Annotated in this window: 20 protein-coding genes and 1 other annotated feature; of the genes, 14 read left to right on the top strand and 6 right to left on the bottom strand. The window is 43.5% G+C overall.

The window, feature by feature from the left end:
• The first annotated feature begins 6 nt into the window (after positions 1–6).
• Positions 7–837: a 2,5-didehydrogluconate reductase DkgA gene (gene dkgA / locus FE394_RS07415; protein WP_319925759.1), complete on the top strand. Its 831-nt coding sequence runs from the start codon at positions 7–9 to the stop codon at positions 835–837.
• Positions 838–1,465: 628 nt separating this feature from the next.
• Here dkgA and FE394_RS07410 read toward each other — a convergent pair.
• On the bottom strand, positions 1,466–2,119 hold the full coding sequence (locus FE394_RS07410) for a YtjB family periplasmic protein (protein WP_319925758.1): 654 nt from the start codon (positions 2,117–2,119) through the stop codon (positions 1,466–1,468).
• 115 nt (positions 2,120–2,234) lie between these two features.
• On the opposite strand from FE394_RS07410, the gene serB reads away from it, so the two are divergent.
• The 4 genes from serB to FE394_RS07390 all read left to right on the top strand — a co-directional run bounded on the left by serB (position 2,235) and on the right by FE394_RS07390 (position 7,920).
• Positions 2,235–3,212 (top strand): phosphoserine phosphatase, encoded by a 978-nt coding sequence (serB, locus tag FE394_RS07405; protein WP_319925757.1) that lies wholly within the window; start codon positions 2,235–2,237, stop codon positions 3,210–3,212.
• Positions 3,213–3,251: 39 nt separating this feature from the next.
• Entirely contained in the window at positions 3,252–4,637 is a 1,386-nt protein-coding gene (radA, locus tag FE394_RS07400; RefSeq protein ID WP_319925756.1) for a DNA repair protein RadA, read from the top strand.
• A gap of 654 nt (positions 4,638–5,291) precedes the next feature.
• Positions 5,292–6,518 (top strand): multifunctional transcriptional regulator/nicotinamide-nucleotide adenylyltransferase/ribosylnicotinamide kinase NadR, encoded by a 1,227-nt coding sequence (gene nadR / locus FE394_RS07395; RefSeq protein WP_319925755.1) that lies wholly within the window; start codon positions 5,292–5,294, stop codon positions 6,516–6,518.
• 676 nt (positions 6,519–7,194) lie between these two features.
• A complete protein-coding gene (locus tag FE394_RS07390) occupies positions 7,195–7,920 on the top strand; it encodes an ATP-binding cassette domain-containing protein (protein ID WP_319925754.1) in 726 nt (241 codons plus the stop codon).
• A 64-nt stretch (positions 7,921–7,984) separates the two neighbouring features.
• Here FE394_RS07390 and ettA read toward each other — a convergent pair whose 3' ends face one another.
• A complete protein-coding gene (ettA, locus tag FE394_RS07385) occupies positions 7,985–9,652 on the bottom strand; it encodes an energy-dependent translational throttle protein EttA (protein ID WP_319925753.1) in 1,668 nt (555 codons plus the stop codon).
• A gap of 294 nt (positions 9,653–9,946) precedes the next feature.
• Between ettA and sltY the strand changes: the two genes are divergently transcribed.
• Complete coding sequence (gene sltY, locus FE394_RS07380; RefSeq protein WP_319925752.1) at positions 9,947–11,866, top strand: murein transglycosylase; 1,920 nt, start codon at positions 9,947–9,949, stop codon at positions 11,864–11,866.
• A gap of 56 nt (positions 11,867–11,922) precedes the next feature.
• Complete coding sequence (trpR, locus tag FE394_RS07375; RefSeq protein WP_319925751.1) at positions 11,923–12,243, top strand: trp operon repressor; 321 nt, start codon at positions 11,923–11,925, stop codon at positions 12,241–12,243.
• 109 nt (positions 12,244–12,352) lie between these two features.
• Here trpR and yjjX read toward each other — a convergent pair whose 3' ends face one another.
• Positions 12,353–12,886 (bottom strand): inosine/xanthosine triphosphatase, encoded by a 534-nt coding sequence (yjjX, locus tag FE394_RS07370; protein WP_319925750.1) that lies wholly within the window; start codon positions 12,884–12,886, stop codon positions 12,353–12,355.
• A gap of 55 nt (positions 12,887–12,941) precedes the next feature.
• Between yjjX and gpmB the strand changes: the two genes are divergently transcribed.
• Positions 12,942–13,589: a 2,3-diphosphoglycerate-dependent phosphoglycerate mutase GpmB gene (gpmB, locus tag FE394_RS07365; protein WP_319925749.1), complete on the top strand. Its 648-nt coding sequence runs from the start codon at positions 12,942–12,944 to the stop codon at positions 13,587–13,589.
• Here gpmB and robA read toward each other — a convergent pair.
• Positions 13,586–14,467, bottom strand: coding sequence for an MDR efflux pump AcrAB transcriptional activator RobA (gene robA, locus FE394_RS07360; protein WP_319925748.1), 882 nt, complete (start codon positions 14,465–14,467; stop codon positions 13,586–13,588). The genes gpmB and robA overlap by 4 nt on opposite strands.
• 464 nt (positions 14,468–14,931) lie before the next feature.
• Between robA and creA the strand changes: the two genes are divergently transcribed.
• On the top strand, positions 14,932–15,402 hold the full coding sequence (gene creA, locus FE394_RS07355) for a protein CreA (protein ID WP_319925747.1): 471 nt from the start codon (positions 14,932–14,934) through the stop codon (positions 15,400–15,402).
• 117 nt (positions 15,403–15,519) lie between these two features.
• On the opposite strand, the gene arcA is transcribed toward creA, so the two are convergent.
• The gene (arcA, locus tag FE394_RS07350) at positions 15,520–16,236 is read right to left on the bottom strand and encodes a two-component system response regulator ArcA (protein WP_198689839.1); all 717 of its coding nucleotides are present in this window, start codon (positions 16,234–16,236) and stop codon (positions 15,520–15,522) included.
• Positions 16,237–16,920: 684 nt separating this feature from the next.
• Positions 16,921–17,039, top strand: a sequence feature (Thr leader region).
• 25 nt (positions 17,040–17,064) lie between these two features.
• Between arcA and thrA the strand changes: the two genes are divergently transcribed.
• The 3 genes from thrA to thrC are packed head-to-tail and all read left to right on the top strand — an operon-like array spanning position 17,065 to position 21,781.
• Entirely contained in the window at positions 17,065–19,554 is a 2,490-nt protein-coding gene (gene thrA, locus FE394_RS07345; protein ID WP_319925746.1) for a bifunctional aspartate kinase/homoserine dehydrogenase I, read from the top strand.
• A complete protein-coding gene (gene thrB / locus FE394_RS07340; RefSeq protein ID WP_319925745.1) occupies positions 19,536–20,486 on the top strand; it encodes a homoserine kinase in 951 nt (316 codons plus the stop codon). Before thrA ends, thrB begins: the two co-directional genes overlap by 19 nt.
• A 2-nt stretch (positions 20,487–20,488) precedes the next feature.
• Positions 20,489–21,781, top strand: coding sequence for a threonine synthase (gene thrC / locus FE394_RS07335; RefSeq protein WP_319925744.1), 1,293 nt, complete (start codon positions 20,489–20,491; stop codon positions 21,779–21,781).
• An 89-nt stretch (positions 21,782–21,870) separates the two neighbouring features.
• On the opposite strand, the gene yaaA is transcribed toward thrC, so the two are convergent.
• Complete coding sequence (gene yaaA, locus FE394_RS07330) at positions 21,871–22,647, bottom strand: peroxide stress protein YaaA (protein ID WP_319925743.1); 777 nt, start codon at positions 22,645–22,647, stop codon at positions 21,871–21,873.
• A 185-nt stretch (positions 22,648–22,832) separates the two neighbouring features.
• Between yaaA and tal the strand changes: the two genes are divergently transcribed.
• Positions 22,833–23,786, top strand: coding sequence for a transaldolase (gene tal / locus FE394_RS07325; protein WP_319925742.1), 954 nt, complete (start codon positions 22,833–22,835; stop codon positions 23,784–23,786).
• A 90-nt stretch (positions 23,787–23,876) separates the two neighbouring features.
• Positions 23,877–24,452, top strand: a complete 576-nt coding sequence (gene mog / locus FE394_RS07320; RefSeq protein WP_319925741.1) for a molybdopterin adenylyltransferase — start codon at positions 23,877–23,879, stop codon at positions 24,450–24,452.
• The last annotated feature ends 67 nt before the right edge of the window (positions 24,453–24,519 follow it).

Genomic DNA, 24,519 nt, shown 5'->3' with positions numbered 1-24,519 from the left:
GTAAGAATGGGTCAGCAAACAATTATTAAACTCGTTGATGAGAATCACATGCCGCAATTGGGGCTTGGGGTTTGGAAGGCGAGTAATGAGCAGGTTGTTGAGGCTGTTCACACTGCATTAGAGGTCGGTTATCGTTCCATTGATACGGCAGCTGTCTTCCATAACGAGGAAGGTGTAGGAAAGGCCTTAAAAGAAAGTGATATTCCACGCGAAGAAATTTTCGTTACCACCAAACTTTGGAATGATCGCCATTTGGATGCCAGTGCTGCATTACAGGAAAGTTTGGACAAACTACAGCTGGATTATGTTGATCTCTATCTTATTCAGTGGCCTGTTCCTGAGCAGGATCATTACGTTGAGGCATGGAGACAGCTTATTGAACTGAAAGATGCCGGACTGATCCGCAGTATTGGTGTTTGTAATTTTCACATCGAGCACTTACAGAAAGTGATGCTGGAAACCGGCGTAGTTCCCGCTATCAACCAGATTGAACTGCATCCCCTGCTGCAACAGCGACAACTTCACTCATGGAATGCAACGCATCATATTACGACTGAATCCTGGAGTCCGTTATCGCGGGGTGGAAAAGGCGTGTTTAACTCCCCATTAGTTGAACAACTCGCAATTAAACACGGAAAAACTCCGGCGCAAATTGTAATTCGCTGGCACCTTGAATGTGGCATGATTGCCATTCCTAAATCCGTTACCCCTTCCCGGATTAAAGAAAATTTTGATGTATTCGATTTCAGATTGGAAAAAGAAGATCTCACCGCCATGTCCGGACTGGATATTGGTAAGCGGATAGGGCCAAACCCTGACACTTACAATCAGCTTTAACGCAATAAAATTTAATGTAAATTTGCATCATCAATTTTGAAAAATATTTGAATTTACAATCCACTCTACGGCAGACCTGAATTCTGTGTTTTTAACGGGGTTCAGGTCATGATTTTCGGTTCGATAATCACTTCAATAAAACACTATAATTCATTAATTAAATCGAGAAATTTAATAATAACCATGTTTATCATTTATGTATTATTTATGGTATAGACTTATTTCACTATGCTAAAGAATAGGTATATTAAATAGATAACCGGATAAATGAATCATTAGACCGAAAATAGATATATCTATCTTTATTCAAAACTCAAACTAAAATTAAGGAATTTATAATGATTTATATAGTTATTTCTTTATTGATGCTTATCCCTTTTTTCTTTGTCTTAAAGTGGCTTTTGTTATCACACCTGATCCATCACAATGCGGCAGGTATTATATTCGCAATAATAGCTATTGCCTTTCATATGTATATCTTCCGCTTCGACCAGATCCCGGTTGTGCATATCGCTATGCCCCATAAACCCATTGTGTTTTATGGAGCAATTGTGATCGCACTTCTGCACAGCGTAATCTATTCCGTTTGCTTCAAACGATATTATAGAAAAACAATTGATGAAGAGATCTAAGCGTCATTACCTTTATTTTCAGCTTCATCAGAAGATTTGGTATTTGCCGTCAAAAGATAAGGGGATTGTTGCCAGCGGCTCGGGGTCAGTTGTAATAAGTTATGGGCCAGAACAAAGCCGATTGCCAAAGACAGCAGGAGCATGATCCTGAGTAGATTCGTAGTATTATCAACCTGCTTGGCTTCTGTTGCCAATCTGTGAGTATCCAGTGTCAGACGCAGAAAACCTTTTGGGGAATTTTCCCCCGGTATGGGGACAACAATTTGTTGGTTGAAGTAACTACCGGATTTTTTGCCCTCTAATGCCAGCCGTTCACGAACAGGGATAGGCTCTCCGCTCCGTGCGATTTGTGTTCCGTTAGCCAGATAAACACTGGCATCCAGAATCCGGCTCTTGCTGGTCAGATAATCCAAGTTGGCGACAATCTTTTTATTATTAAGATCTTTGCTACCATTCTCCATATAATCAGACAAACTGAATGCAACCTGTTTTGCCAATGTTTTCGCCAGATCCTCAAACTGATCCGTATGGGCTTGTTGTTGAGAACGGCTGAAATAGGAAACACCCTGCATCAGCAGTACCAATAATGCGATACATATTAAAATAATTGCCGTCTTATGCAGTCGAAATTTTAGCTTTGCTTTTATCATCGTTATCCCATCCCATGCTTTGAAAGCACATGTTGCCAGATGCGGTATTGATAGGATAGTTTGGAAAGCATTTTTTGCCTGCCAAAATTACATGAAATTACAGGAGTCAAGGTTCATGTCCAATAATCTGGCGTATCGTTACTTACCGGATGAAATCCATAAATGGCCGGGATTACCGTTATCTCTCAGTGGTGATGAAGTCATGCCACTGGATTACCGCGCTGGAGACAGTGGCTGGTTACTTTACGGACGTGGCTTGGATAAACAACGCATCAGCGGTTTTCAGCATCGACTTGGAGCTGCTATTGTGGTGGTGTCTTCATGGCGCATTGATGATTATCAGGTTGTCCGTATCGCCGGCAGCCTTTCTCCCCGCGTTAAAAAACTGGCTGACGAATGTCGTCTGGATGTTGTTCCATTGGGGCAGATCCCACGCCTGCGCTCACCCGGTCTGTTAGTGATGGATATGGATTCAACCGCTATCCAGATCGAGTGCATTGATGAGATCGCCCGTCTGGCGGGAGTTGGCGATAAAGTAGCCGAAATCACAGAGCGGGCAATGCAGGGAGAACTCGATTTTTCAGAAAGCCTGCGTGAACGGGTCGCACAGCTGAAAGGGGCTGATGCTTCAATCTTGCAGCAGGTGATGGAAACTCTTCCTTTGATGCCGGGATTAACCAGCCTTGTCCGAAAATTACAATCATTGGATTGGCGTATCGCGATTGCTTCCGGTGGTTTCACTTTCTTTGCCGATAATCTTCGCCAACAGTTACGCCTGTTTGCTGCCGTTGCCAATCAACTTGAAATAAAAAATGGCAAACTGACTGGTAAGGTCAAAGGGCCGATTGTCGATGCTAAATACAAGGCAACTACGCTGATAAGACTGGCCAGAGAACTGAATATCCCACTGAGCCAAACCATCGCCATCGGAGATGGGGCCAATGATTTGAAAATGATCCGCAAGGCCGGATTAGGAATTGCCTATCATGCCAAGCCAAAAGTGTATGCACAGGCGAAAGTTTCTATTCGTCATGCAGATTTGATGGGCGTTTTATGTGTTTTAAGCGGTGGCCTGAAACACGAAGAGCGTTAAAGCAAGCAGACAAAAGTCATCATATTGAGGAAGTACAGAGTGGCAAAAGCAGCAAAACGGGCATTTGTCTGTAACGAATGTGGCGCGGATTATCCCCGCTGGCAAGGGCAATGTACCGCATGCCACGCATGGAATACCATTACTGAAGTGCGCCTGGCGGCAGCTTCATCCTCCCGCAATGAACGTTTCAGCGGCTATGCCGGGGATGCGAATGTCAGTAAGGTGCAAAAACTCTCAGATATCAATCTGGAAGAATTGCCTCGTTTTTCAACCGGATTTAAAGAGTTCGACCGGGTTCTCGGCGGCGGCGTGGTTCCCGGTAGTGCAATTTTGATTGGCGGTAATCCCGGCGCAGGGAAAAGTACCCTGCTTTTACAAACCATGTGCCAATTGTCGACACAGATGAAAACCCTGTATGTAACAGGGGAAGAGTCATTGCAGCAAGTCGCGATGCGGGCGCACCGTCTGGGCTTGCCGACAGATCAATTGAACATGCTGTCAGAAACCAGCATTGAGCAGATTTGCCTGATTGCAGAGCAAGAACAGCCGAAACTGATGGTCATTGACTCCATTCAGGTCATGCACATGGCTGATATTCAATCCTCGCCGGGCAGCGTTGCACAAGTCAGGGAAACCGCAGCCTACCTGACTCGCTTTGCCAAAACTCGCGGCGTTGCCATTATCATGGTGGGTCATGTAACAAAGGATGGTTCTTTGGCTGGTCCGAAAGTGCTCGAACACTGCATAGACTGTTCCGTCATGCTGGACGGAGAAGCCGATTCCCGTTTTCGCACCCTGCGCAGTCATAAAAACCGCTTTGGGGCCGTGAATGAACTGGGTGTATTCGCGATGACAGAGCAAGGGTTACGGGAAGTGAATAACCCTTCTGCCATTTTTCTGAGTCGCGGAGACGAGATTACATCAGGCAGCTCCGTTATGATTGTATGGGAAGGTACCCGTCCTTTACTGGTTGAAATTCAGGCTCTGGTGGATCACTCCATGATGTCAAATCCGCGCCGGGTTGCCGTCGGGCTTGAACAAAACAGGCTGGCTATTCTATTGGCTGTTTTACATCGGCATGGCGGTTTGCAAATGGCTGACCAAGATGTTTTCGTGAACGTCGTAGGAGGGGTGAAAGTCACAGAAACCAGTGCTGACCTTGCGTTACTGCTCTCTTTGGTTTCCAGTTTCCGCAACCGCCCTTTGCCCCGTGATCTGGTGGTATTTGGTGAAGTGGGATTGGCTGGTGAGATTCGCCCTGTACCCAGTGGTCAGGAACGCATATCAGAAGCTGCCAAGCACGGCTTTAAACGAGCGATTGTGCCTCACGCCAATATGCCGAAGAAGATATCACCTGATATGAAAGTATTTGGTGTCAAAAAACTGGCTGATGCCTTGTCTGTTCTGGAAGATCTGGATGACTGAGCCGTTTTTTATCACATAGAGCTGTGACTATTCTTTATTAATGATCTATGCCCAATTAACGTCAAGTTGCATCGCGCAAAACAGAAGCCGCTTTATTCCTCCTCGCGTAGCGAGGAGGAATAAATGCATCTTGAAGTACGATGGGTATATTCTATGGATTTCGAGTTGTAGGGTATAGAAATGACTAGCTAGCCATTATCATGCACCCTATATGAAAGAAGATAAAATGGCAGGTAATAAAATCTTCTTTTAATATTTACTGATTTAAATAAAAAAATCAGCGTATTAATCATCATTTTATTTAAATCTCTTCTGATTGCATTGAGTATTGTTATTTATTGATTATAAAATCCGGATGAGATTTAACTGCTTAGTGGTTATATAATGGTTTATATAATGAATAAAAAATCGATCTAACTACATATAACAATAATAAAGATTCAATGGACAACATTATGGCTAATTTCCAACCAGACTATTAATTTAGCATTTGATTATTTTATTTTTTATCTATATTAGGTTATCTAACCTTAAATCCTTATGATGATTAATATGACAGTATTTGATCTCAAATAATCAATAAGTAACCAATTCTGTTTTACTTTTACGGCAAGCATGTTATTTTGTTTAGTATATTAAACAAAAGGTGGATGTATGGGACAATTTGATTATTTGAAAGACGCTATCAAACAAGCGGGTTATACATTACAGCAAGTAGCTGATGCCAGTGGCATGACAAAAGGCTATTTAAGCCAACTCATTAACGACAAAATAAAGAGTCCCAGCGCACAAAAACTGGCTTCTCTTCATCAATATCTAGGATTGCCGTATCCCATGGAAAAGAAAACTATCGGTGTTGTGTTTGGTAAATTTTACCCGTTACATACTGGACATATTTATTTGATTCAACGGGCATCCAGCCAAGTTGATGAATTGCATGTTGTTCTCTGTTATGACGAGGTGCGGGATCGGGAGTTGTTCATTAATAGTTCGATGTCCCAGCAGCCGACTGTGAGTGACCGCCTGAGATGGTTACTACAAACGTTTAAGTATCAAAAAAACATTCACATTCACGCATTTGATGAGCATGGAATGGAACCCTATCCCGATGGCTGGGAAACGTGGAGTCAGGGTGTGAAAGCATTCATGGCAACAAAAAATATCAATCCTGAATATATCTATTCGAGCGAAGCGCAGGATGTTCCCCGTTATAAAGACTACTTCGGTATTGAAACCGTTCTCATCGACCCACAGCGTTCATTCATGAATATCAGCGGCAGCCAGATTCGTCAGGCTCCTTTCCGCTATTGGGAATATATCCCTACAGAAGTTAAGCCATTTTTTGTACGTACAGTCGCCATTCTTGGCGGTGAATCGAGCGGAAAATCTACGTTGGTGAATAAACTGGCCAATATGTTTAATACCACCAGCGCATGGGAATATGGACGCGAATATGTCTTTTCCCATCTGGGGGGCGATGAAATGGCCCTGCAATACTCAGATTACGATAAAATAGCATTGGGTCATGCTCAGTATATTGATTTTTCAGTTAAATATGCTAATAAAGTTGTCTTTATTGACACTGATTTCGTGACAACACAAGCCTTTTGCAAACGTTATGAAGGAAAAGAGCATCCTTTTGTTCAAGCGATGATTGATGAGTATCGTTTTGATTTAGTTATTCTTTTGGAAAACAACACCCCTTGGGTAGCTGATGGTTTGAGAAGTCTGGGCAGTGAGCGTGACCGCAAAGAGTTTCAACATTTACTTGAAAATATGTTGAAGAAAAATAACATTGATTATGTTTGTGTCGATTCGCCAGATTATGATCAACGTTTTCTGCACTGTGTTGAGCTCGTTCAAAAAATGTTGATGGAGTAACTAACCTTTATCTCTAAAATAGATTACACTTATATTATTATCATAATTAATTTATAGCGATTTATTATCCTATGTGACTTTTATTGTTCTTGTGTTTAATTACATATTGGCGATTAATTAAATGTTTCACATTGTTATTTTTACACTGGTAATAAAATAAATTGTGATAATAATATTTTTTGATACTTAAATTTTATCATTTTGACTTGAATTACTGAGAAATAAGTCATTTAATGAACAGACCTATTGATTGATTTATATAAAATTTATTAGTCTTTAATAATCCCACAAATATAATGGGTGTTTTTTATCAATAATGGAGGTAATGCAAAGATAACATTAAAATATTAATAAAGTTATTATGATTTTTTCCTTATTATCCAGATGGAATAAAAATAGAATGATTTATGCCATTCTTATTTAAACAACAATTTACTTGGCATAATTAATTAATATCACTGATTTTTATTCTAAGACTAAGAAACATCTCATTTACTATATAGACATTGTAAATAATAATTGACATAAGATGAGTATATCCTCGATGAGTATGTTTCATATATAAACTATTTTTATTCGCACAGTACCTTATGGATATTAGTGTTGCTGTGAATGAACTTAGACAGCATATGTTAAGGAAAAAGCTTTAATCTTTTAACCTAATTGTGTTGAGAATATGAACTTAAATCAATTTAAATCGATAGAAGTTATCAATATTTCATATGGTTTTACTGATACTACAGTTAATCATGAAATGATTTCAGATATCACATTTACTATTATACCAGGTGAAATTACTTTGATAACAGGGCCGAAGGCATCGACTAACCGTACAGTAATGTCGATTGCATCGGGTATGTTACAACCAGATCAAGGAGATGTATTAATTAATAATAACAAGTTGAAACTAATGAATGATATAGAATTAGGAAAGTTTCACGCTGAAAATAGCGGGTTCATCTTTAAAAATTTCAATTTATTTAGTGAACTCACACTGTTAGATAACTTGTTATTATCAAACTCTTATGAATTATCACTTTCCCGTGAGCAAGCGGAAATAGTTGCGCAAAAATCGCTGGATATTGTGAAATTAGGCCATAAAAGCCGTTATTACCCAGGTGAGCTGTCTGAAAATGAGAAACAACTGGCTGCAATGGCAAAAGCTATAGTCAGAAGACCTGAATATTTATTTGCAGAAGATCCAACACGTAACTTAGATCATCAGGCATTTCAGACGGTTATGAATATCTTTAAATTTATTGCACATGAACAGAAAGGCACAGTTGTCATTGCTTCCCAAGATAGCCGCTTAACGCAATATGCAGATAGCGTCATTACCTTAGCAAGTGGTAAGGCAGTTAAAACTTATGAGTCTTTTCTGGAGCAGCGGGTTTTAGTGTAGTTTTTATCAAAACCTGTTATTGCGTAAGAAAAACGGCCTGATATCAGGCCGTTTTTTATCAGACTTATTTGCTCATCTTTTTATATTTAATGCGGTGTGGCTCCAGTGCTTCAGCCCCCATTGTCCGCTTTTTATAATCTTCGTATTCGCTGAAGTTCCCCTCAAAGAAAGAAACTTTACCTTCATCTTGGTAATCAATGATATGTGTCGCGATACGGTCAAGGAACCAACGGTCATGGGAAATAACCATCGCACAACCCGGGAATTCCAACAAGGCGTTTTCTAATGCGCGCAGTGTTTCAATATCCAAATCGTTGGTTGGTTCGTCAAGCAGCAGCATGTTGCCGCCAACTTGCAGTAGTTTGGATAAATGCAAACGACCACGCTCACCACCAGACAGCTCGCCAACGCGCTTACCCTGATCTATTCCTTTGAAGTTAAAGCGTCCAACGTAGGCACGGCTTGGAATTTCAAAATTGCCGATACGCATGATGTCTTGGCCACCAGAAACTTCTTCCCAAACGGTTTTGCTGTCATCCATGCTATCGCGGAACTGATCAACAGAAGCCAGTTTAACGGTATCACCCAAAGTAATTGAACCAGAATCAGGCTGCTCCTGACCGGATAACATACGGAACAACGTTGATTTACCCGCACCATTCGGGCCGATGATCCCAACGATCGCCCCTTTCGGCAGAGAGAAGCTCAAATCGTCGATCAGAACGCGGTCACCATAAGATTTGGTCAGATTGGCAACTTCCAGCACCTTGTCACCTAAACGTGGCCCAGGTGGGATGAACAACTCGCTGGTTTCATTACGTTTCTGATATTCAACGTTATTGAGCTCTTCAAAGCGAGCCAAACGCGCCTTGCCTTTTGCCTGACGGCCTTTCGGATTTTGGCGAACCCATTCAAGTTCTTTCTCAATGGATTTACGACGAGCCGCTTCTGAAGTTGCTTCCTGTGCCAGACGTGCGTCTTTTTGCTCCAGCCAGGAAGAATAGTTACCTTCCCATGGAATACCTTCACCACGGTCAAGCTCCAGGATCCAACCAGCGACGTTATCAAGGAAGTAACGGTCGTGGGTAATCGCCACGACGGTGCCTTCATAATCGTGCAGGAAGCGTTCCAGCCATGCGACAGATTCAGCATCAAGATGGTTGGTTGGTTCGTCGAGTAGCAGCATGTCTGGTTTTTCCAGTAACAGGCGACAAATCGCTACACGGCGGCGCTCACCACCGGACAAATGTTCAATTTTGGCATCCCAGACAGGCAGACGCAGCGCATCAGCCGCTCTCTCAAGCTGGTTATCCAGATTATGACCATCATGAAACTGGATAATGGCTTCCAGTTCACCTTGCTCTTTTGCCAGCTTGTCGAAATCCGCATCCGCCTCAGCGTAAGCTGCATAAACTTCGTCAAGGCGTGTCAGGGCATTTTTAACTTCGCTGACAGCTTCTTCCACGGCTTCACGAACGGTATGCTCAAGATTGAGTTTAGGTTCCTGTGGCAGATAACCGATTTTAATACCGGGTTGTGGACGAGCTTCTCCCTCAATGTCTTTATCAATGCCCGCCATAATGCGCAGTAAAGTTGATTTACCTGCACCATTAAGGCCGAGAACACCAATTTTTGCTCCAGGGAAAAAACTTAGAGAAATATTTTTCAGAATATGCCTTTTAGGGGGAACGATTTTCCCAACCCGATGCATACTATAAACATATTGAGCCAATGTATTTTACCTTTTGATTAATCAAAAATTTTGAAATCCGTTTGCGCTTATAAGGCTTGGATGGGGCATTTTACCCTAAATTTTATGTATCGTATTGCTACCTGATTAGGGTTAAATTCCAACATCCTAACGCCTTATACCCGATGGTTTTCAAAATGCAACTTGAAAGACGACAGGTGTATTCATAAGTTGTAATAAATCACTTCAATAATATGATTATAATTACATAAATATTTTGGGTATCAGGCAATGCATTCAGGCATTGATAGTAGTCTTCTTGAGGGGTATGTGGCAATGAGTAAGTGGCAGCATGTTGTAATGGCTGTAAGTATAGTTTCGATTGTTGTCGGAGTGGCACATGCTGATTCTCTAGAGGCGCAACGTCAGCGGTATCAAGAGATAAAACAGGCATGGGATGCAAAAAATATGACGGAAGTCGCACGTCTGATGCCAACACTAAAAGATTATCCTTTATATCCCTATCTTGAATATCGCCAATTAACTCAGGATTTGGCGATTACTCCTCCCCAGCAAGTCCAAAACTTTATTGATACTCATCCAACCCTGCCACCAGCACGTTCCCTGAAAGCCCGGTTTACCAATATACTGGCAAGTAATGGCGACTGGTCTGGCGTTTTGGCATTCAACACCACGCCTCCCAATACGGTTGCGGAACGCTGTGATTATTACTTTGCCCAATGGGCCACAGGCCATCAACAAGTTGCATGGACAGGAGCCAAAACCATTTGGCTTAGCGGAAATTCATTGCCTGACAGTTGTAATAAGCTATTTGATGCCTGGGAGCGAGACGGACATTTATCTGCAACTTTAATTTTGCAGCGTATTGAGCTGGCAATGAAAGAAAATAATGCCTCACTTGTTACCTATCTTGCCAAGCGACTGCCATTGAATTATCAGGATTTGGGTTCACGTTTGATCAAACTTCAACAGAACCCTGCATTGGTTGAACAATTTGCCTCAACGACGGCACCAACGGATTTCACCCGTCTGGTTGTGATGACCGTTTTTCCTCGTTTTGCCCGCGAAAATACTGAACTTGCCAGAGTCAGTATTCCCACATTTGTTCGCGCACAAAAAATGAACAACACAGAGCAGCAACAGTTAAAAGATATCGTTGCATGGCAATTGATGGGAAATATCACGCCAGAACAGGAAAAATGGCGGGATGATGCTATCCGTGATTCACAATCCGTTAAATTGCTTGAACGACGTGCCCGTTTAGCATTAAGAGATGAAAATTACGCTGAGCTTGAACAATGGCTGAATCGACTGTCAAAAACCGCTTTGCAACAAGATGAATGGCAATATTGGAGTGCCATCATTCTGCTCAATAAAGGGCAAACCGCAGAAGGGAATGCAATATTACGCAAGCTGACCGAACATCGTGGTTTTTATCCCATGGTGGCAGCACAAAAAATGCATATGCCCTATCCCCTGATCATTAATAAGTCAGAAAGACCGGATAACTCAATGGCAAATATGCCGGAAATTAAGCGTATCCGAGAGTTGCTGTATTGGAATATGGATGATTTGGCACGTTCAGAATGGGTGCGATTAGTCTCCTCACAACGTCCGTTGAAGCAAGAGCAGCTTGCGCGTTATGCCTTTGAGCAACACTGGCCGGCATTTAGTGTACAAGCTACCATCACGGGCAAGATGTGGGATCACCTTGAAGAACGTTTCCCGCTGGCATGGAAAAATGAATTCGCAAACTTTACGTCAGATAAAGATATTTCACCAAGTTATGCAATGGCGATTGCCCGTCAGGAGAGCGCATGGAATCCTCTGGCCCGCTCTTCTAAAGGTGCCAGCGGGTTAATGCAAATCATGCCTAAAACAGCCGAACATACGGTAAAAATCAAGAAAATTCAGGGTTATGTCAACAGCCGTCAATTAATGAACCCTATCATGAATATTAAAATTGGTACTGCGTATCTGGATTCGGTTTATCAACGTTTTGACAATAACCGTATTCTTGCCAGTGCTGCTTACAATGCTGGCCCTACCAATGTTGATCGTTGGCTGGCTAATACGTCTGGACGTGTCGACGCAATCGCATTTATTGAGAGTATTCCCTTTTCTGAAACACGCTCTTATGTCAAAAATGTCCTTGCCTACGATATGTTCTACAATAATTTTATGGGGAAAAGGCCAAACGTATTGACGGATACTGAATGGCAAAGACGTTATTAATCTGAGCGTAAAATATGGTATGCTGCCGTACTAGTTTAATAGTATGGTAGTCTATTATGACACAAAATCATTTAGTTGATCCGGCACTTTCGTCGGAAAATGGGGATGACTGGCGAGCTTTTGTCGAGTTATTAAAAACAGCATTTAAACAAGATTTGCAACATTCTATTTTGCAGATATTATTGACTCCCGATGAGCGTACAGCTTTATCAACCCGGGTTCGGATTATTCAGGAATTGATGCGCGGAGAAATGAGCCAGCGTGAACTGAAAAACGAGCTAAGTGTTGGTATTGCAACAATCACACGGGGTTCAAACAGTTTAAAAACTGCGCCTCCGCATGTTAAGGCATGGCTGGAAGAACAGTTATTAAAATAAACTGTGCGGCGATGCCGTAAGTATGCATGCCCTTCATTCTTTCAAGTTGCAGCTTTATTGATGACTCTGCAACTTGAAAGTGATTGGGTATAGTTAGTGGTATAGCTAATTAAGGCTGTTCATTCAATTCTTTGTAAACTTCATGATGGATAGGTACGAGAGCCAATATCAGAGCTTGATGATAAACACTGGTGCGTGTCAGTATTCCATTGGTAAAAAAACCAATTGCGCCACCTTTTTGTTTAATATTATCAATACCAGCCACATCAGCCATTTCATGGCCAAGCTCGCGCCCTTCACGAATACCTTCCAATACTTTTTCAGGCAGCATCAGACTGGCAGAACGCGATTCACCCCGAATTTGCTTGTGCTCAACGACCATCCAGGCAAACGTCATGTCATCTTCAATTCCAGCTTCAACCCCAACCCAGAAATCAGCTTCAGGCCGGACTTGGCGGGCGGCCATAACTCTATGACGGGCACCTGTGCGAGTTTCAGTATTGCCAATGGGTTGTTGTGGTACGCTGCTGTCTACATTGACATCTTCTACATGGTAAGTGCCAGGGCCAAAAACATCATCGAATGCAAGGCTAATCGCTTTTATTTTCGCAGGGTTAGTTGTTGCTGCAATAACATGGTACATAATAAATAAATTATCCTTTGAACTATTTCACGATGCAGTATAACGGAAAATAAATATGTTACAGGTCTATCTTGTTCGTCATGGAGAAACTGAATGGAACTTAGCTCGTCGTATTCAGGGGCAGTCTGACAGCCCTTTGACGGAAACAGGCAAGCGTCAGGCTCACTTAGTCGCGCAAAGAGTTAAATCAGAAAACATTACCCATGTTATCACCAGTGACCTTGGTCGAACACGCCACACAGCAGAGATCATTGCCAAAGCCTGTAGATGCGAAGTCATACTGGAACCGCGATTGCGAGAGCTACATATGGGGATCCTCGAAAATCGTGAACTCAGTTCTCTCACACAGGAAGAAGAGTCCTGGCGTAAAAGTCTTGTCGATGGTACACCAAACGGGCGGATCCCAGAAGGTGAATCGATGACTGAATTGTCTACCCGAATGCGGGCTGCATTAGAAAACTGTCTCAATCTACCCGCAGGCAGCCGTCCATTACTGGTTAGTCATGGAATAGCACTGGTGAGTTTGGTTTGCTCTATTCTGGGACTTCCCGCCAATTCAGAACGTCGCCTGAGATTGAGAAATTGCTCCCTGTCACGAGTGGATTATCAGGATAGCCCATGGCTGGCTTCAGGCTGGATTGTTGAAACAGCGGGCGACATCACGCATCTGGATATGCCCGCTTTAGATGAATTGCAGGGTTAACGCTCAATTGGGATGAGATACTCAAATTCCACTACGGGGCTTTGGGACTCATCCTCAATATTTCTCCGCTCAGGGTTAGTGAGATAGTATCGCTCGACATCATAACCCTTTCTGCGAGTGATGTTTAATTTAGGCAGGCAGAAGCCATAAATTGTAAAGAGGAACTCTTGCAACTGTTCTTTTTCACCAAAATAACTGAACGAGATATAATCTCCACCGGGCAGCACAACCGGATTGTTACCTTTAGTATCAAAAGTTGCATATTCTGGTTCTATTGCGGTGGTATAGAATACGGTGTGTTCATCTTCATGTTCCGTACTGAGCGTCGTGTGGTGTAATCCGTAAAGTCTGGGTGGCAGTACCTCTGCGTGTTGGAGATAGTTAATCCAGAAATCATGCCGCATCCCCTGACAGGCTGTCGACCACTCTTCCAACATATAGCTGCAAGTATGTTCAGTGCCAATAAGCGATTTATCTTCCAACTTGACATATTTGTGTACGGGCAGAGGCTTATTATCCAGTAAGATTGGAGGACATATCCCCGTAGCACACCACTCTTCACTTCGGCGATAAGATGCCGGTGTTCGGTCGAATTGTTTTTTAAAGGCTCTCGTGAATGTTTGCTGAGAATCAAAACGATATTGCAAAGCAATATCCAGAATAGGCCGACTGGTTAAACGCAATGCAACAGCGGCTCTGGATAATCTTCTCGCACGAATATAAGAGCCAATTGCCTGACCAGTTACCTCTTTGAACATACGCTGCAAATGCCATTTGGAGTAACCTGCTTTTGCTGCAACATGATCGAGGGATAGTGGACGATCCAGATTATTATCCAACCAATGCAGCAAATCCCGAATGATGTTGGTTTGATCCATACATCTCCCTAAGTCATCAAGACAAAAAGAAAACAAATATTACCTGTTATAAACAAATCACTAACTAATTAAACAAGATTTAGCTTGGAATAAATTAATAGCAGATCTGCTAATATGTCAAGCATTGTCTTGGACAAGAAGATTAATAACTTGAATTTAAAGGAAAAAATTTATGAGTAGATATGATATATCTTACTTTAGCTCCAGATTATGACGGCTTTCCAAAAATTGCACACACATTAAGCATAGTTGAGAAAGTAAAATCGCCAGTGGGGATGGATTTAAAGACCGCTACTTACTCGTTTGGAGATATACGCGTTTTGGACACATACTCGGCTATAATGCCATGATTTTTCATCACAGATACATTTAATATGAAAATGTTTTATCTGTAACTATTGATTTGCATTATATGTGAATGATGGATATTTTCACTGCATTTATTTAATTCAAGTGGACTAAATATGGTAACCATAAAGAAAATAGTGATAGCAGCTACTTTACTCTTTTCTCCTGCAATTCTGCATGCTGAAGAGATCGGTTCTGTCGATACAGTGTTCAAACTTTTTGGCCCTGATAACAAAATCGTGATAGAAGCCTTTGATGACCCTGATGTTAAAAATGTCACCTGTTATTTGAGTAGGGCCAAAACAGGGGGAATTAAGGGAGGATTGGGATTGGCAGAAGATACGTCAGATGCAGCCATATCCTGTCAGCAGGTTGGCCCGATAGAGTTGGCGGATAAGATCAAAAAATCCTCCAAGAAAGGACAGGTTGTCTTCCAGAAGCGCACCTCTTTGGTGTTTAAAAAACTTCAGGTTGTCCGTTTCTACGATCCTAATCGTAATTCTCTGATTTATTTGACTTATTCTGACAAAGTGATTGATGGCTCTCCTAAAAACGCACTCAGCGCCGTACCCATTATGCCGTGGTAAGAGTGAATAACTCACTCAATCAATCGACTATAAAGACTGTAAAAAAGAAAAGCCCGAATGCCTTAAGGCATTCGGGCTTTTTGACAGAGACAGTGCGGTATCTATAACCGATATCGATTAGTCTTCTAAATCACCACAAAAACGATAACCTTCGCCGTGGATGGTCGCAATGATTTCAGGGGTATCTGGTATCGATTCGAAATGTTTACGAATGCGACGAATAGTCACATCGACAGTACGATCGTGAGGTTTCAGCTCGCGCCCTGTCATTTTTTTCAACAGTTCTGCACGTGTCTGGATTTTTCCGGGATTCTCACAGAAATGAAGCATCGCACGAAATTCACTACGTGGTAGCTTATACTGATCTCCCATTGGGCTAACCAGAGAGCGGCTATTGATATCCAGCTCCCATCCATTGAATTTATAACTTTCAACCTGACGACGTTCTTCACCTGAATGACTCAGATTCATTGTTCGCGAAAGTAGGTTCCGGGCACGGATAGTTAACTCACGCGGATTAAATGGCTTAGTGATGTAGTCATCAGCACCGATTTCAAGACCAAGGATTTTATCCACCTCATTGTCACGGCCGGTCAGGAACATCAGAGCGACATTTGCCTGCTCACGTAATTCACGGGCAAGAAGTAACCCGTTTTTACCTGGCAAATTGATATCCATAATCACTAAATTGATATCGTTATCTGACAGAATGTTGTGCATTTCTGAACCGTCAGTGGCTTCATAAACAACATACCCTTCAGCTTCAAAAATGCTTTTCAGAGTATTGCGTGTGACAATTTCGTCTTCAACAATCAAAATGTGCGGGGTTTGCATGGTTGCTACCTAAAATCGCTAAAAAACAGAATCCGTATGACATAAGCCGTTGATTATTAAAGTAAAATATACTGATATCGTTCTGAATCACAGAAAAGCAGCTTATGTCCAAAATAAACGTTTTGATATGTTTTACGCTAAAAGCTGGCTCCGCTTTTTTGGAAGGTACATACCCGAAAAACCCGATTTAAACAAGGCACTATATTAGTCTATTAACAGCAATATAACAGCTAGTAATGCATTTGCCTTCCAAAAAAACTAACTTTTGTTGATACATATCAAAATCAATTGTAGCACGTTAACATTAATTGTAATTGTTAATTTTAGTTTAGAGTATTTGTTATTAAATTGAATAAAATATGTTAATAAACATGTGTAATCTTAACGACTAGAAAGCCACACTCTGTACGCAAATATCCAAACGGACATGTTTTTATCATAAAGACAAAATAATTACAAAATATGTTTTCTATGAAATTAAATGCTAGTAAATAAGCCAGTCACCCAGATAATGATGTGAACCTTTTATTATATTTTGGATAATCACAATACATAATATGCCGTTTTTTTCTGCTTCCTCCCTAAAAAATATTTGACATTGCCCCCTGTTTAATTTAACCAATAGGGGGTCAACTAAATAAAAAGACAGACAGGAAACTATGCGCCACATCAGCCTGAAAAAAATGGTTACTACAAAAACCACCACTACGATTACCACCGGAACCACAAGTTACGGTGCGGGCTGACGCGTAAAAATAAAATAACCATGAGCCCGTATCCCACAAGATACGGGCTTTTTTTTGGACAAAAATCAGAAGAGGAACGGTAATGAGAGTACTGAAATTTGGGGGCACTTCGGTCGCAAATGACCAACGGGTGCTGAGCGTTGCAGATATCGCCGAGAATGAGTTATCCCTTGGGCAAGTTGCCTTGGTACTCTCTGCTCCAGCAAAGATCACCAACCATTTGGTAGCAATGATTGAAAAAACGGTTGTTGGGCAGGATATTGTTTCCAATATCAACGATGCAACCCAAATTTTTTCTGACTTACTATCAGGGCTGAAAGAACAACAAACAGGGTTCGATTATGACCGTCTGAAAGTCATGGTCGAGCGGGAATTCGCCTACCTGAAACAGACCTTGCATGGCATTTCCTTGTTGAAACAGTGTCCGGACAGCATTAACGCATCCTTGATTTGTTGTGGCGAGAAATTGTCGATTGCCATCATAGAAGCGGTATTACAGGCACGAGGTCATAAAGTAACAGTCATTGATCCCGTCAAAAACCTGTTGGCCCATGGGCATTATCTCGAATCCACTATCGATATCCATGAGTCTTCCAAACGAATAGCAGAACTTAACATTCCTGCTGACCATATCATCCTGATGGCAGGCTTTACTGCGGGCAATGAAAACGGAGAGTTAGTTGTTCTGGGGCGCAACGGCTCTGATTATTCAGCCGCCGTGCTGGCAGCATGTCTGCGTGCTGATTGCTGCGAAATCTGGACTGATGTAGATGGCGTTTATACTTGTGATCCGAGAGCAGTTGCAGATGCCCGCTTACTGAAAAACATGTCATACCAAGAAGCGATGGAATTGTCTTACTTCGGTGCGAAAGTTCTCCATCCCCGCACTATCGCTCCTATCGCCCAATTTCAAATTCCTTGTCTGATTAAGAACACCGCTAACCCTGACGCTCCCGGCACTTTAATTAGCAATGGACTGATTAGCAATGGACTGATTGGCAATGGACAAAAAGACGAGGAGATGCCTATCAAGGGCATTACCAACCTGAATCACATGGCGATGATCAACGTCTCCGGCCCCGGAATGAAAGGCATGATCGGGATGGCAGCACGCGTATTCTCCGTTATGTCCAGCAAAGGGATTTCGGTGGTCTTGATCACACAGTCTTCATCTGAATACAGCATCAGTTTCTGTGTACCACAAAAAGAGTTGGCGAAAGCGCAGAAAGCCCTGACTGAAGCGTTTTATCTGGAATTGAAAGATGGTGTGCTTGATCCCATTGACGTGATAGATAACCTTGCCATTATCTCTGTCGTCGGGGATGGTATGCGTACCCAGCGAGGGATTTCGGCTCGTTTCTTCTCTGCATTGACACGCGCTAATATCAACATCATTGCGATTGCACAGGGTTCTTCTGAACGTTCCATTTCCGCCGTCATTGAAAATGAAGCGGCGACCACAGCGGTTCGGCTCTGCCACCAGATGCTATTCAACACGGCTCAGGTCGTTGAAGTCTTCGTGGTGGGTGTAGGCGGCGTAGGAAGTGCTCTTATTGAACAAATCCGTCGCCAGCAGGCATGGCTCAAACAAAAACACATCGAATTGCGGGTTTGTGGCATCGCCAACTCCCGCGCCCTGTTGACCGATATGCAGGGCATCAATCTGGATAACTGGCAACAGGCGCTTTCAGAAGCGACTGAGCCGTTTAGCCTGAGTCGTCTGATCCGCCTGGAAAAAGAGTACCATCTGCTGAATCCGGTCATTGTTGACTGTACGTCTAATCAGTCGATTGCGGAACAATACGCCAGCTTCCTCAGTGACGGTTTTAACATTGTCACGCCGAATAAAAAAGCCAACACTTTATCAATGGCTTATTACCGCCAAATCCGGCAGGCGGCTGAAAAATCCAAGCGCAAGTTCTTGTATGACACGAACGTCGGCGCTGGATTACCCGTGATCGAAAACTTACAAAATCTGCTCAATGCGGGAGATGAATTAGTGCAATTCAGCGGTATTTTGTCTGGTTCTCTCTCCTATATCTTCGGTATGCTTGATGAAGGCATGACGCTTTCACAGGCGACTCTGCTGGCGAAAGAAAAAGGCTTTACTGAACCCGATCCACGAGATGATCTCTCTGGTATGGATGTTGCCCGTAAGCTGCTGATTCTGGCCCGTGAAGCGGGTTATGAACTGGAACTGGAAGATATCCGCGTTGAGCCAGTATTGCCTGCTTCGTTCGATGCCAATGGCGATGTCGGGAATTTCCTGCAACGTCTGCCGCAATTAGATCAGGAATTCAGCCGACGTGCTGCGGATGCCGCAGAACAAGGGGAAGTTTTGCGTTATGTTGGTCTGATTGAACAAGGCCGTTGTACAGTGAAAATGGTCGCTGTCGATGGTAACGATCCACTGTATAAAGTCAAAAATGGCGAAAATGCTCTGGCTTTCTATACCCGTTACTATCAACCTATCCCGTTGGTACTGCGTGGTTATGGCGCTGGGAATGATGTAACGGCAGCCGGCGTTTTTGCTGATATATTACGCACTCTGTCATGGAAATTGGGGGTTTAATGGTAGTCAGGGTTTATGCGCCTGCCTCGATCGGGAACGTTGGTGTCGGATTTGATGTGCTCGGCGCAGCGGTTTCTCCCGTTGATGGTTCGTTGCTTGGGGACTGTGTCTCCGTCAGTGAAGCTGAAAATTTCAGTCTAAATAATAAAGGACGATTTGTCGGCAAATTACCTGCTGATCCCAAACACAATATTGTCTACCAATGTTGGCAGCTTTTTTGTCAACGACTGGGGAAAGAACTGCCTGTTGCCATGACATTGGAAAAAAACATGCCGATTGGTTCCGGGTTAGGTTCCAGTGCCTGTTCTGTGGTGGCGGGTTTAGTGGCATTGAATGAATATACAGGCCGTCCATTTAACCGCGACCAATTGCTGGACATGATGGGAGAATTAGAAGGACGTCTTTCCGGCGGCGTGCACTATGATAACGTAGCTCCCTGCTATTTGGGCGGGTTACAGTTACTTTTGTCTCAGGAAGCGCCTCTTTGTCAGTCAGTCCCCACCTTTGATGATTGGTTATGGGTCATGGCTTATCCCGGCATCAAAGTGTCAACATCAGAAGCCCGCGCGATCCTGCCGAAACACTATACCCGCCAAGACATCATCGAGCATGGACGTCATTTTGCGGGTTTCATTCACGCCTGCCATACCCAGCAATCAGAACTGGCGGCCAGATTGATGAAAGATGTTGTTGCGGAACCTTACCGCACACAACTCTTACCCGGATTTGCCAACGCACGTGATGCGGTCAAAAAATTAGGCGCACTGGCATGCAGTATTTCCGGCTCAGGCCCGACTCTCTTTGCGATTTGTAATGAAATGGCCGTCGCAGAAGAAGTCGCCCAATGGCTGCAACAACATTACGTACAGAATGATGAAGGCTTCGTACATATTTGCCGTCTGGATCTCGCAGGCGCACGACAGGTAAAGTAACCATGAAACTCTATAACTTAAAAGACAGCAGCGAGCAGGTCAGTTTTTCTCAGGCGGTAAAACAGGGATTAGGCAAACAGCAAGGGCTTTTTTTTCCACAAGATTTGCCTGAATTCAGCCGTGATGAAATTGACGAATTACTGAAACTGGATTTTGTCAGCCGCAGCCAGAAAATTCTCTCCGCTTTTATTGGCGATGAAATTCCCGCAGAGCAATTGGCTGCCCGCGTTAAAAACGCATTTGCCTTCCCTGCTCCCGTAACACATGTCGAAGACGATATCGCCTCACTGGAGCTATACCACGGCCCTACATTGGCTTTCAAAGACTTCGGCGGTCGTTTCATGGCACAAGTCCTTGCGCAAATTGCGGGAGAACAGCCTGTCACTATTCTGACTGCGACATCCGGTGACACCGGCGCGGCGGTTGCCCATGCTTTCTATGGCCTGAATAACGTACAAGTCGTGATCCTGTATCCCGAAGGCAAGATCAGCCCATTGCAAGAAAAGCTCTTCTGTACGCTGGGTAATAATATCCACACGGTTGCCATCAACGGCGATTTCGATGCTTGTCAGGCTTTGGTCAAACAGGCTTTTGATGATGAGGAACTGAAACGCGCCCTGCATCTCAATTCAGCTAACTCAATTAATATCAGCCGCTTATTGGCACAAATCTGTTATTACTTTGAAGCGGTTGCACAAATCCCGGCAGAAAAACGTGAACAGTTGGTCATTTCCGTGCCAAGTGGCAATTTCGGTAACTTAACGGCGGGGCTACTGGCGAAATCATTGGGATTGCCGGTAAAACGTTTTATCGCAGCAACTAATGCCAATGATACCGTTCCCCGCTATTTGGCGGAAGGTGAATGGCAGCCCAACAAGACCGTTGCAACACTGTCTAACGCAATGGATGTCAGCCAGCCCAATAACTGGCCGCGTATTGAAGAGCTGTTCAGACGCAAAGGTTGGGCGCTGAGTGAACTGGCAAAGGGTGTTGTTAGTGACGATACCACGCAAAACACCCTGCAGGAGCTGGCTGCAAAAGGTTATATCTCCGAGCCACATGCTGCCATCGCTTATCGTGTCCTGCGTGACCAATTGCAGGACGGGGAATATGGCTTGTTCTTGGGCACGGCCCATCCGGCCAAATTCAAAGAAAGTGTTGAAGCTATCCTCGGTCAGACTTTCCCATTGCCAACAGAATTGGCAGAAAGGGCGGATTTGGCGCTGCTATCTCATTTCCTGTCTGCTGAGTTCTCAACCCTGCGTGAATTCCTGATGGAAAGAGCGCCGAAATAAATAATGTGCATTCATCACTCCGCCCATTCAGGTGGAGTGATATTCATGCTGTTCATACGGGTACAGACGGGTAGATAAGCGATGGGGGCTTAGCCCTGCTCAGAGCGTTTAAATACTAACTCGTTCCCTTTAGAAAGGGATTCATCAAAAACATACCCTTCCAGATTGAACTCGGCCAAACGTGCCGGATCGGTCAGTTTATTCTGAATAATAAAACGGCTCATCAATCCACGGGCTTTTTTGGCATAAAAACTGATGACTTTGTACTTGCCATTTTTTTCATCCAGAAAAACAGGTTTGATAATTTTAGCCGCCAGTTTTTGAGTATTTACCGACTTGAAATACTCATCCGACGCCAGATTAACCAGAATATCATCGCCTTGTTGCTCCAGCGCTGCATTCAATTTTTCAGTAATGCGATCACCCCAAAACTTATACAGATCTTTACCACGGGGGGTTTCCAGTTTAGTCTCCATTTCCAAACGGTAAGGCTGCATCAAATCAAGAGGACGCAGAACACCATACAGGCCAGACAGCATTCTTAAATGTGTCTGGGCGAAATCAAAATCGCTGGCGGAGAAAGTTGCTGCCTCCATTCCCGTATAAACATCGCCTTTAAATGCCAAAATCGCCTGACGAGCATTTTCCGGCGTAAAATTGGGCTGCCATTCACCAAAACGAGCAGCATTTAAACCAGCCAACTTATCACTAATACTCATTAAACTGCCGATTTGCGCAGGTGTTAACGTTCGGCAGACATCGATCAACTGCTGAGACTCTGCCAGCAATTCTGGCTGACTGTATTTTTCTGTCGCGAGTGGGCTTTCATAATCAAGGGTTTTTGCAGGTGAAATGGTAATAAGCATTATTTTTTTCCTAACTATTCTTTCCAAGAACTCAGACTTTCTCCACTTTAGCAAAAAAAACCTAAAAGGGGAGAATCTCAGCGATAGGATTTTCCTACCTTACAGCCGCGCCTGACCATGTTATTATCACCGGATGGCGAGGCAACGTTGCCAAAGATTTTACGTATAACGATGAGATATTAAACATGACCGATAAACTGACTTCCCTGCGTAAACTGACAACAGTCGTAGCAGATACCGGGGATATCGCGGCGATGAAACTGTACCAGCCGCAAGATGCGACCACTAATCCTTCCCTGATTTTGAATGCAGCTCAAATCCCAGAATACCGCCAACTGATTGACGAAGCCGTTGAATGGGCCCGTGGTCAGAGCGATTCCCGCGAGCAGCAAATTATTGATGCTGGCGACAAATTGGCTGTCAATATTGGTCTGGAAATCCTGAAACTGATCCCCGGCCGTATTTCTACTGAAGTTGATGCACGTTTATCTTATGACACCGAAGCGAGCGTCGCGAAAGCAAAACACCTGATCAAACTGTACAACGAAGCGGGTATCAGCAATGACCGCATCCTGATCAAACTGGCTTCCACATGGCAGGGTATCCGTGCCGCTGAACAGCTGGAAAAAGAAGGCATCAACTGTAACCTGACTCTGCTGTTCTCCTTTGCCCAAGCACGTGCTTGTGCAGAAGCAGGGGCTTACCTGATTTCTCCATTCGTTGGCCGTATTCTTGACTGGCACAAAGCGAATGGCGACAAGAAAGAATTCGCACCACAGGAAGATCCGGGTGTGATTTCTGTGTCTGAAATTTATCAATACTACAAAGAACACGGTTACAACACCGTCGTAATGGGTGCAAGTTTCCGTAACTCTGGTGAAATTCTGGAACTGGCTGGCTGTGACCGCCTGACAATTTCTCCTGCACTGCTGAAAGAGCTGTCGGAAGCAGAAGGGGAAATAGAGCGTAAACTGGGCTATGAAGGCGAAATCAAAGCGCATCCGGCACCAATGACTGAAGCTGAGTTCTACTGGGATCACCATCAGGATGCAATGGCAACTGAAAAACTGGCGGAAGGTATCCGTAAGTTTGCAGTAGACCAAAGCAAACTTGAAAGCATGATCGCTGATCTGCTGTAATCTCAAGCGACACGCTATTTTTGCATAAAGGCGGCATAATAAGTCGCCTTTTGTTTTTTTATCTACTTTTTGTCGTTAATTGAGGTTTATATGAATGTATTGCGCATTGGCCTCGTATCTGTTTCTGATCGGGCTTCAAACGGTGTCTATCAGGACAAAGGACTGCCTGCTCTGGAAGAGTGGCTGGAAAAAACGATTACCACTCCTTTTAGCGTAGAAACCCGTCTTATTCCTGACGAACAAGTTCTCATTGAACAAACCCTGTGCGAGTTGGTCGATGAATTGGGATGCCATCTGGTACTGACCACCGGAGGAACAGGGCCGGCACGTCGGGATGTAACACCGGATGCAACGCTGGCAATCGCTGATCGTGAAATGCCCGGTTTTGGTGAACAGATGCGTCAAATCAGCCTTCAGTTTGTGCCAACAGCAATCTTGTCCCGTCAGGCAGGCGTGATCCGTAATCAGGCGTTGATCCTGAACCTGCCCGGACAACCTAAAGCCATCGCAGAGACACTTGAAGGCTTAAAAGACGAGAATGGTAAAGTGATAGTCTCTGGCATTTTTGCCAGTGTTCCTTATTGCATTCAATTGCTGGATGGCCCTTATGTGGAAACAGATGAATCCGTTGTAGCCGCATTCAGGCCAAAAAGTGCCCGTCGTTAAGATACCGTATCCTGCTTTTTGCCATCTATCTTTTTGCTATCTCTCTTTTTGCTATCAACCGTTGAAG

The organism is Xenorhabdus littoralis, from assembly GCF_033949345.1.
GTDB lineage: Bacteria > Pseudomonadota > Gammaproteobacteria > Enterobacterales > Enterobacteriaceae > Xenorhabdus > Xenorhabdus littoralis.
Note: the sequence above shows the minus strand (reverse complement) of the source record. Positions and strands in the feature narration are given on the sequence as shown.

What these genes read in the sequence shown, in the direction of transcription:
- yaaA (WP_319925743.1), bottom strand. Translation starts at nt 22,647, where the DNA reads ATGCTTATTACCATTTCACCTGCAAAAACCCTTGATTATGAAAGCCCA.
- gpmB (WP_319925749.1), top strand. Translation starts at nt 12,942, where the DNA reads ATGTTACAGGTCTATCTTGTTCGTCATGGAGAAACTGAATGGAACTTA.
- dkgA (WP_319925759.1), top strand. Translation starts at nt 7, where the DNA reads ATGGGTCAGCAAACAATTATTAAACTCGTTGATGAGAATCACATGCCG.
- serB (WP_319925757.1), top strand. Translation starts at nt 2,235, where the DNA reads ATGTCCAATAATCTGGCGTATCGTTACTTACCGGATGAAATCCATAAA.
- robA (WP_319925748.1), bottom strand. Translation starts at nt 14,467, where the DNA reads ATGGATCAAACCAACATCATTCGGGATTTGCTGCATTGGTTGGATAAT.
- yjjX (WP_319925750.1), bottom strand. Translation starts at nt 12,886, where the DNA reads ATGTACCATGTTATTGCAGCAACAACTAACCCTGCGAAAATAAAAGCG.
- trpR (WP_319925751.1), top strand. Translation starts at nt 11,923, where the DNA reads ATGACACAAAATCATTTAGTTGATCCGGCACTTTCGTCGGAAAATGGG.
- thrB (WP_319925745.1), top strand. Translation starts at nt 19,536, where the DNA reads ATGGAAATTGGGGGTTTAATGGTAGTCAGGGTTTATGCGCCTGCCTCG.
- creA (WP_319925747.1), top strand. Translation starts at nt 14,932, where the DNA reads ATGGTAACCATAAAGAAAATAGTGATAGCAGCTACTTTACTCTTTTCT.
- arcA (WP_198689839.1), bottom strand. Translation starts at nt 16,236, where the DNA reads ATGCAAACCCCGCACATTTTGATTGTTGAAGACGAAATTGTCACACGC.
- tal (WP_319925742.1), top strand. Translation starts at nt 22,833, where the DNA reads ATGACCGATAAACTGACTTCCCTGCGTAAACTGACAACAGTCGTAGCA.
- thrA (WP_319925746.1), top strand. Translation starts at nt 17,065, where the DNA reads ATGAGAGTACTGAAATTTGGGGGCACTTCGGTCGCAAATGACCAACGG.
- FE394_RS07410 (WP_319925758.1), bottom strand. Translation starts at nt 2,119, where the DNA reads ATGATAAAAGCAAAGCTAAAATTTCGACTGCATAAGACGGCAATTATT.
- nadR (WP_319925755.1), top strand. Translation starts at nt 5,292, where the DNA reads ATGGGACAATTTGATTATTTGAAAGACGCTATCAAACAAGCGGGTTAT.
- thrC (WP_319925744.1), top strand. Translation starts at nt 20,489, where the DNA reads ATGAAACTCTATAACTTAAAAGACAGCAGCGAGCAGGTCAGTTTTTCT.
- sltY (WP_319925752.1), top strand. Translation starts at nt 9,947, where the DNA reads ATGAGTAAGTGGCAGCATGTTGTAATGGCTGTAAGTATAGTTTCGATT.
- mog (WP_319925741.1), top strand. Translation starts at nt 23,877, where the DNA reads ATGAATGTATTGCGCATTGGCCTCGTATCTGTTTCTGATCGGGCTTCA.
- FE394_RS07390 (WP_319925754.1), top strand. Translation starts at nt 7,195, where the DNA reads ATGAACTTAAATCAATTTAAATCGATAGAAGTTATCAATATTTCATAT.